This is a genomic window from Tsuneonella rigui, assembly GCF_003958625.1.
Classification (GTDB): domain Bacteria; phylum Pseudomonadota; class Alphaproteobacteria; order Sphingomonadales; family Sphingomonadaceae; genus Tsuneonella; species Tsuneonella rigui.
Genome location: NZ_RSEL01000011.1, coordinates 1 through 7,737, shown reverse-complemented (window position 1 = coordinate 7,737; position 7,737 = coordinate 1). Strand labels below are relative to the sequence as shown.

13 protein-coding genes and 1 pseudogene are annotated in these 7,737 nt (G+C 68.2%); 13 read left to right on the top strand and 1 reads right to left on the bottom strand.

Features of this window, described 5'->3' with window-relative positions; all coding sequences use genetic code 11:
* The 13 genes and pseudogenes from ELY12_RS14475 to ELY12_RS04225 all read left to right on the top strand — a co-directional run.
* Positions 1–171: pseudogene (locus ELY12_RS14475) on the top strand (AsnC family transcriptional regulator); the annotation flags it as partial.
* A complete protein-coding gene (gene sufB, locus ELY12_RS04280; protein WP_126175472.1) occupies positions 168–1,640 on the top strand; it encodes a Fe-S cluster assembly protein SufB in 1,473 nt (490 codons plus the stop codon). The pseudogene ELY12_RS14475 and the gene sufB, both read left to right, overlap by 4 nt.
* Positions 1,637–1,882, top strand: a complete 246-nt coding sequence (locus tag ELY12_RS04275) for a hypothetical protein (protein WP_126175471.1) — start codon at positions 1,637–1,639, stop codon at positions 1,880–1,882. Before sufB ends, ELY12_RS04275 begins: the two co-directional genes overlap by 4 nt.
* On the top strand, positions 1,879–2,391 hold the full coding sequence (locus tag ELY12_RS04270) for an endonuclease domain-containing protein (RefSeq protein WP_126175470.1): 513 nt from the start codon (positions 1,879–1,881) through the stop codon (positions 2,389–2,391). Before ELY12_RS04275 ends, ELY12_RS04270 begins: the two co-directional genes overlap by 4 nt.
* Before the next feature lie 133 nt (positions 2,392–2,524).
* The gene (locus tag ELY12_RS04265; RefSeq protein ID WP_126175469.1) at positions 2,525–2,860 is read left to right on the top strand and encodes a hypothetical protein; all 336 of its coding nucleotides are present in this window, start codon (positions 2,525–2,527) and stop codon (positions 2,858–2,860) included.
* Between the two features lies 1 nt (position 2,861).
* Positions 2,862–3,608: a Fe-S cluster assembly ATPase SufC gene (gene sufC, locus ELY12_RS04260; protein ID WP_126175468.1), complete on the top strand. Its 747-nt coding sequence runs from the start codon at positions 2,862–2,864 to the stop codon at positions 3,606–3,608.
* Positions 3,605–4,018, top strand: coding sequence for a hypothetical protein (locus tag ELY12_RS04255; RefSeq protein ID WP_126175467.1), 414 nt, complete (start codon positions 3,605–3,607; stop codon positions 4,016–4,018). Before sufC ends, ELY12_RS04255 begins: the two co-directional genes overlap by 4 nt.
* Positions 4,015–4,758, top strand: a complete 744-nt coding sequence (locus ELY12_RS04250) for a SufD family Fe-S cluster assembly protein (RefSeq protein ID WP_126175466.1) — start codon at positions 4,015–4,017, stop codon at positions 4,756–4,758. Before ELY12_RS04255 ends, ELY12_RS04250 begins: the two co-directional genes overlap by 4 nt.
* 5 nt (positions 4,759–4,763) lie before the next feature.
* Positions 4,764–5,942, top strand: a complete 1,179-nt coding sequence (locus ELY12_RS04245; protein ID WP_126175473.1) for an aminotransferase class V-fold PLP-dependent enzyme — start codon at positions 4,764–4,766, stop codon at positions 5,940–5,942.
* A complete protein-coding gene (locus tag ELY12_RS04240; RefSeq protein WP_126175465.1) occupies positions 5,939–6,436 on the top strand; it encodes an SUF system Fe-S cluster assembly protein in 498 nt (165 codons plus the stop codon). The genes ELY12_RS04245 and ELY12_RS04240 overlap by 4 nt, the downstream gene beginning before the upstream one ends.
* Positions 6,433–6,729: a hypothetical protein gene (locus ELY12_RS04235; protein ID WP_126175464.1), complete on the top strand. Its 297-nt coding sequence runs from the start codon at positions 6,433–6,435 to the stop codon at positions 6,727–6,729. Before ELY12_RS04240 ends, ELY12_RS04235 begins: the two co-directional genes overlap by 4 nt.
* On the top strand, positions 6,726–7,076 hold the full coding sequence (locus ELY12_RS04230; protein ID WP_126175463.1) for a HesB/IscA family protein: 351 nt from the start codon (positions 6,726–6,728) through the stop codon (positions 7,074–7,076). The genes ELY12_RS04235 and ELY12_RS04230 overlap by 4 nt, the downstream gene beginning before the upstream one ends.
* A gap of 53 nt (positions 7,077–7,129) precedes the next feature.
* Entirely contained in the window at positions 7,130–7,423 is a 294-nt protein-coding gene (locus tag ELY12_RS04225; protein ID WP_126175462.1) for a hypothetical protein, read from the top strand.
* On the opposite strand, the gene ELY12_RS04220 is transcribed toward ELY12_RS04225, so the two are convergent.
* A partial coding sequence (locus ELY12_RS04220; RefSeq protein ID WP_241229720.1) for a hypothetical protein occupies positions 7,420–7,737 on the bottom strand: 318 nt, incomplete at its 5' end. The two genes, ELY12_RS04225 and ELY12_RS04220, sit on opposite strands and share 4 nt — an antisense overlap.

Sequence of the window (7,737 nt, the reverse complement as noted above, 5' to 3'; positions counted from 1 at the left end):
GTCGAGGCGGTCGAAGGGCCGATCGCGCTCTCCGCCTGCAGCGACGGCGGAGATTGCTCGGTCGAGCAGCACTGCGCGGTCCGTCCGCACTGGCCGGTGGTCAACCAGGCGCTGCGCCGGGCGCTCGCCAGCGTGTCGCTCGTCCAGTTGAGCAGGGGGGTCGACGCGTGAGCGAGAACATCGCCCTGCAGGATCAGGCCGCGCACGACGCCGCCGCGCGTGCGGCGGACTACGAGCACGGCTGGTCGGCCGACATCGACACCGAGTTCGCGCCCAAGGGCCTCTCCGAAGACACCGTCCGCTTCATCTCCGCCAAGAAAGACGAGCCCGAATGGATGCTCGACTGGCGGCTGAAGGCGTTCCGCCTGTGGCAGACGATGACCGAGCCCGACTGGGCCAAGCTCGGCTACCCGCCGATCGACTATCAGGACGCCTACTACTACGCCGCGCCGAAGAAGAAGCCGGAGCTGGCTTCGCTCGACGAGCTCGATCCCGAGATCAAGGCGGTCTACGACAAGCTCGGCATCCCGTTGGGCGAGCAGGAAGTACTTGCCGGCGTGCGCAAGGTGGCCGTCGACGCGGTGTTCGATTCGGTCAGCGTGGCGACCAGCTTCCGCGCCGAACTGGAGCGCGCGGGCGTCATCTTCCGCTCGATCAGCGAGGCGATCCGCGAATATCCCGACCAGGTCAGGAAGTGGCTCGGCAAGGTGGTGCCGCAGCGCGACAACTATTTCGCGACATTGAACAGCGCGGTCTTCTCCGACGGCACTTTCGTCTACATCCCGGAGGGCGTGCGCTGCCCGATGGAGCTCAGCACCTATTTCCGCATCAATGCGGAGAACACGGGGCAGTTCGAACGCACGCTGATCATCGCCGAGAAGGGCAGCTATGTCAGCTACCTCGAAGGCTGCACCGCGCCGATGCGCGACGAGAACCAGCTCCATGCGGCGGTGGTCGAGCTGGTCGCGATGGACGATGCCGAGATCAAGTACTCGACGGTGCAGAACTGGTACCCGGGCAATGCCGAGGGTGTCGGCGGGATCTACAACTTCGTCACCAAGCGCGGGCTATGCCAGGGCGCGCGGTCGAAGATCTCGTGGACCCAGGTCGAGACCGGCAGCGCGGTGACCTGGAAGTACCCGAGCTGCGTGCTCAACGGCGAGGGCAGCGTGGGCGAGTTCTACTCGGTCGCGGTGACCAACAACTTCCAGCAGGCCGACACCGGGACCAAGATGATCCACAACGGAGCGAACACCCGCTCGACGATCATCTCCAAGGGCATCAGCGCAGGGAAGAGCAACAACACCTACCGCGGCCTCGTCCGCGTCGGCCCCAATGCCGAGAACGCGCGCAACTTCACCCAGTGCGATTCGCTGCTGCTCGGCCACGACTGCGGCGCGCACACCGTGCCCTACATCGAGGTCAAGAACCCCACCGCGCAGATCGAGCACGAGGCGACCACCAGCAAGATCAGCGACGACCAGCTGTTCTACGCCATGCAGCGCGGGCTGGGGCAGGAGGAAGCGGTGGCGCTGATCGTCAACGGCTTCGCCCGCGAGGTGCTCAAGGAGCTGCCGATGGAGTTCGCCGTCGAGGCGCAGAAGCTGCTCGCGATCTCGCTCGAGGGAAGCGTGGGATGACGGACAACGCCTCCGATACCTTTGGCAAGGACTTCTGGTGGCCCTTGGCTGGCGGGATCATCATGCTCGCCCTTACCCTGCTTGCCGTGCACACGGTGTGGGATACGAAGGCGGCGATAGGAGCGGCCTTGGCGCTGGCCTTCTTCGGAGCCGCACTTTCGCGCTTCCGCAAAGTGCGGCTCGTTCGGAGGTTGAGAAGCTTCCCCGAGCTAGAACGAATTTATCGGAAGCGCGCGAAGTGACCGACCGCAAGACCCTCCAGCTCCGCGATCCGTCCGAGACCGCCGACGCCGTGCCCGCGATCAAGAAGAAGGGGCGGGGCTGGGAGATCTCGGAGAAGCGGCTCGATGCGCTGCACGACCGGGCGCGCGAGATGCGGCGGCATTCGAGCCCGGCGCACAAGGCGCTCGCGGCGCGCTTCGCCAAGGCCGATCTCGGGCGCTACAAGTTCACCCGCCACGCGGTGATCGGCAGCGCGATCGTAGATTTCGGCTGCCCGCTGCTCGGCATGGCGGTGGCGATCGACGAGCCCGATGCCGACCCCGCGCTCGCCACCCGGCGCGACAAGAGCCTCGAGGCGGTCGGCATCCGCGTGATGCGGGTGAAAGCGGAGGACGTGCTCGAGGACATGGACGCCGTCCTCGCGCGGATCACCGCGGGCATGAAGCTGCGCATGGGCGACAAGAAAACCCGCGCGCGCGAGCACGCGGCAGCCAACCCGAAGCAGGATTGGTCTAGGCCGAAGCGGTGACGATACTTACTTTCCTCCCATTCTCCGTCTGCCCGGGCTTGACCCGGGCCGGTGCTTTTCTTGCCAGCGGAGCGGCGAAAGGCAGCACCGCCCCGGATCAAGTCCGGGGCGACGAATCAGTGAGAGCCTCCCAATGTTGAAGATCCATCTTCTCGCCTTCGTCGCACTGGCTCTCGCCGCGCCTGCATCGGCCGACGACGACATATCCCCCGACCTCGCCGAATCGCGCCTGCGCGGATGCCTGCTTGCGGGCGCCTCGGGCACCGGGCAAAGCCAGCTGGAGGCCGCGGTGATCCAGACGCGCGCTTACTGCGGCGCGCAGATCAACCGCGTGCAGCGCCAGCGGGTTGCGGCCGCCACCGCGGGCCTCAAGGGGAACGAGGCCGAGGCTGCCAAGACCCGCGCCATCCGCGCGCTCAATGCCGAGATCGCCCAGGCGGTCGCCAATTTCTCCGGACTGACACCCTGACATGCTGAAGATCGACAACCTCCACGCCACCGTCGCCGACCGGCCGATCCTCACCGGGCTGACGCTCGCGGTCGGCGCGGGCGAGGTGCACGCGATCATGGGCCCGAACGGCGCGGGCAAATCGACGCTCGCCTACACCCTCGGCGGGCGACCGGGATACGAGGTGACGGGCGGCTCGGTGACGTTCGAGGGGCAGGACCTCCTCGCCCTCGAACCGCACGAGCGCGCCGCCGCCGGGCTGTTTCTCGGCTTCCAGTACCCGGTCGAAATTCCGGGGGTGAGCAACGTCCAGTTCCTGCGCGAGGCGCTCAATGCCCAGCGCAAGGCGCGCGGCGAGGAGCCGCTGTCGGGCGGCGAATTTCTCAAGCTCGCGCGCGAGAAGGCCGCGCTGCTGCGGATGGACATGGACATGCTCAAGCGGCCGGTGAACGTCGGCTTCTCGGGCGGCGAGAAGAAGCGCGCCGAGATGGTCCAGATGGGCATCCTCGATCCCGCCTTCGCGGTGCTCGACGAGACCGACAGCGGGCTCGATATCGACGCGCTGCGGATCGTCGGCGAGGGCATCAACGCGATCATGCGGCAACCGGGCAAGGGCGTGCTGCTAATCACCCATTACCAGCGCCTGCTCGACTACGTGCAGCCCGACCGGGTGCACATTCTGGCCAAGGGGCGGATCGTGAAGTCGGGCGGGCCGGAGCTCGCCCGCGAGCTCGAACGCGAAGGCTACGAAAGCGCGGTGGCGGCATGAACTGGTTTCTCCCACTCCTGTTGGTCGCCGCGCAGGCAACCGCCACGCCTGCGCCCACCCCGCGCCCGATCGACACGAGCAAAGTCGACCCGAAGGTCGCCGCGCAGGTTCCGATTATCGCCGGCAAGCTCGAACAATGGCAGGGCGCGTGGGGCGCGGCGGGCGGGAAGCTCGCGTGCAAGACGGTGAAGTCGAGCGGCGACGAGGAGATCGACGCGCTCGGCTGCGCCTCGATGATCGCGTGCGTGAAGCCCGAGTACGCGGCATTGAAGACGATCGCCGACGGCCCCGGCACCGCCGACGAGAAGAAGCAAAAGATCGGCGCCAAGCTCGCCACCCTGCAACCATGCCTGCGCGCGCATCGAGGGCAGGGCATCGCCGAGCTCGCGTTGAAGCGAGGGCGCGGATGACGCTCGCCGCGCTTCCCACCACCCGCGAGGAGGATTGGCGCTACGCCGATCCCGCGGAGCTTGCGCGGCTGGAACCGGCGGCGCTCGACGGGTGGAAAGAGGTCGCGCTCCCTTCCGGCGAGGTGCGCTGCAAGGAACTTATGCTGGGCGAGGGCCAGGGCGGCGTCCATCGGGTGCGGCTGACCGTCGGCGAAGGCGCGCGGGCGGAGCTGTTTGCGGTGCTCTCGGCGGATGAATACACGCGGCTGGAAGTCGAAGTGACGCTGGCCGAAGGCGCGCACTTCGAGCTCGGCGGGGTGACCATCGGCGGCGGCGACGCGGTGCGCGAGATCGTCACCCGCGTGACCCACGCCGCGCCGAACGCGACCAGCAACCAGGTGGTGCGCAGTGTGCACTGGGACACTGCGACCGGCAATTTCCTCGGGCGCTTGATGGTCGCGCGCGACGCGCAGAAAACCGACGCGGCGCAGAGCTTCAAGGGCCTGCTGCTCACTCGCGGCGCGAGCGCCAACGCCAAGCCCGAGCTTGAGATTTTCGCCGACGACGTGAAGTGCGCCCACGGCGCCGCTATCGGCCAGATCGACCAGGCGGCGGCGTTCTACATGGCCGCGCGTGGGCTGCCGCCCGAACTGGCGCGCAAGCTGCTGGTGCAGGCCTTCGTCGCCGACGCCTTCGTCGCGCACCGCGAGCCCGAGGCGCTGCTCGATGCCGCGCTGGGCGCGCTGGGAGATGCGGCGTGAACGTGATGACGCCCGTCAGCCGCAAGGTCGATTTTCCGGGCCTGATCAATCCGGACGGTTCGGCGTGGCACTACCTCGACACCGCCGCCACCGCGCAAAAGCCGCAGGCGGTGATCGACGCCACAGGCCGCGCGCTGGGCGAGGATTACGCCACCGTGCATCGCGGGGTGTACACCCGATCGGCGCAGATGACGCTCGGCTACGAAGCAGCGCGGCGGCGAGTGGCGGGGTTCATCGGCGGGCGCGAGGACGAGCTCGTGTTCACCCGCGGCGCGACCGAGGCGATCAACCTCGTCGCTTACAGCTACCCCGACAAGGGCCGGGTGCTGTTGAGCCAGCTCGAGCATCACTCGAACATCGTGCCGTGGCAGCTTGCCGGGTGGCAGGTCGACGTCTGCCCGCTCACCGCCGGTGGCCGGATCGACCTCGATGCCGCCGAGGCGATGCTGACGCCTGAGCACACGATAGTCGCATTCGCGCATGTCTCGAACGTGCTCGGCTCGGTGCTCGACGCACGGCGCGCGGCGGAACTGGCGCATTCGGTGGGCGCGAGGCTGCTGCTCGACGGCTGCCAGGCCGTGCCGCGGATGCCGGTCGACGTTGCCGCGCTGGGCTGCGATTTCTACGCCTTCTCCGCGCACAAGCTCTATGGCCCGACCGGGATTGGCGCGCTGTGGGGGCGGGCGGAGCAATTGGACGCAATGCCGCCGTGGCAGGGCGGCGGGTCGATGATCGACCGGGTGACCTTCGAGCGCACGACCTACGCTCCGCCGCCGCAGCGGTTCGAGGCGGGCACCCCGGCAATCGTCGAGGCGATCGGGTTCGCTGCCGCGTGCGATTATGTCGAGATGATCGGCCTCGATGCGATCGAGCGGCACGAGGCCTCGTTGGTGCGGTCCCTGCGCGATGCGCTGCGGCCGATGAATGATGTCAGCCTGTTCGGGCCGGAAGACAGCGCGGGCATCGTCAGCTTCGCGCTCCAAGGCGTGCACCCGCACGACCTCGGCACGATCCTCGATGAGGAGAATGTCGCCATCCGCGCCGGGCACCACTGCGCCCAGCCGCTGATGGACACGCTCGGCGTGCCCGCCACCGCGCGGGCGAGCTTCGGGCTCTACAGTGATCAATCTGATGTCGACGCGCTGATCCGCGGGATCGAGCGCGCGAGAAGGATATTCGCATGACCGAACAGTCAAAGATCGAGGTCGAGGAAGTCGACGCGGTCGCCAAGCCCCCAAGGGCTTCGGTAGAGGATGCCGTCGAGGCGGAAATCGACAGCTGGACCACCCCGCGCGAAAGCTTCGAGCGCAAGCGCGACTATCTCGAAGGGTTCCTCGCGCAAAAGCCGCAGGTCGCGCACGCGGGAGAACCCGGCGGCGACCTCTACGAAGGCGTGGTCGAGGCATTGAAGGAAATCTACGACCCGGAAATCCCGGTCAACATCTACGACCTCGGCCTGATCTACGGCGTCGATGCGACCGCCGACGGCGAGGTGAAGGTGACCATGACGCTCACCACTCCGCACTGCCCGGTCGCCGAATCGATGCCCGGGGAGGTCGAACTGCGCGTCGGCGCGGTGCCCGGCGTGCGCGACGCCGAAGTGCTGCTGGTGTGGGACCCGCCATGGGGCCCGGACAAGATGACCGACGAGGCGCGGCTTGAGCTCGGGATGCTATGACCGACGTGCATGAGCTCGGCGAGTGCCTGCTCGACCCCTTGCGCGAGCAGTGGGAACGGATGCACGCCGCGCAGGATCTTGATCAGCAGGGCGCGGACGCCCTGCCCTACCTGTTCGAAGCCGCCTCGCTCGACTGGTCGCACGATCCGGGCATGCGGATGTTGATCGGCACCTCGATCGCCACCATCTGGCATGGACAGGGGACGCTCCGTACCGCCTCGACCGACGGGCTACCGCCCGAAACGGTCGCCGAGATCGAGAATGTCCGCCGCCACGCACCGGGAATGTCATGACCACGCTCCGCCAGCGCCCCGCCGCCGTTATCCTGACCCCCGCCGCCGAGGCGCGGATCGCCGAGCTGATGGCCAAGGCGCCGGCCGACGCGATCGGGGTCAAGCTGTCGACCCCGCGCCGCGGCTGCTCGGGCCTCGCGTACTCGGTCGACTACGTGACCGAGGAAGCGAAGTTCGACGAGAAGATCATCACTCCGGGTGGCACGTTCTACATCGACGGCGGTTCGGTGCTCTACCTCGTCGGCAGCACGATGGACTGGGTGGAGGACGACTTCACCGCCGGCTTCGTATTCGCCAACCCGAACGCCAAGGGCGCATGCGGGTGCGGCGAGAGTTTCATGGTGTGAGCTGGCCTCAGCCCGACAGCGTCCTTCACGCGCTGATGGGGAAAGATGGGTGGGTGCTGCGCGCGATCCTGCGCGCGCAAGGCGACGAGCGCGACGATCGCGACCAGGATATCCATTTCGGCGACTTGAGCGAGAGGCTGCGGGAAGCCGAGAAAGTGGCGGCCGCAGCGATCCGCGAACGAGATCGGTTGCGGCGCGAAGTGCTCGGCGCGCACGTCCGCAATAGCAAAAAGCCGCCGCGACGCCGCAAGCCGCCTGAAGCCGGGCTCCCGGTGATGGCCGTGCCGCCGCGCGGGCCGTTGCCGTTGCAGGGCGGTGCGGAGGCTCCGCTCGAGTTCGACGACTAGCGCTTCAGCGCGCGCACGCAGCTCGCGCGGTCGACGTCGAGGCCGTCGCTGGCGCGGCGGGCGTCGACGTAGGTCGCGGTCGGGGTCGCCCCGGGGCTGGGCGGATAGAGATAGACGTCGAGCACGCAGGCCTCGCCCGAGAACTGCAGCTTGCGCGCGTCGCCTTCCCACACGTCGAGCCGGGGCGCGCCGAACTGGCGCTGGAGCGCGGCGGTGTCCGCGCCGATCACGCCTTCCAAACCGGGGATGGTCATGACTCGGGCCGCGCGAAAGCCGCCGGTCGCGGGCGGCGCCGGCTTGGTCGCCGGGACCGC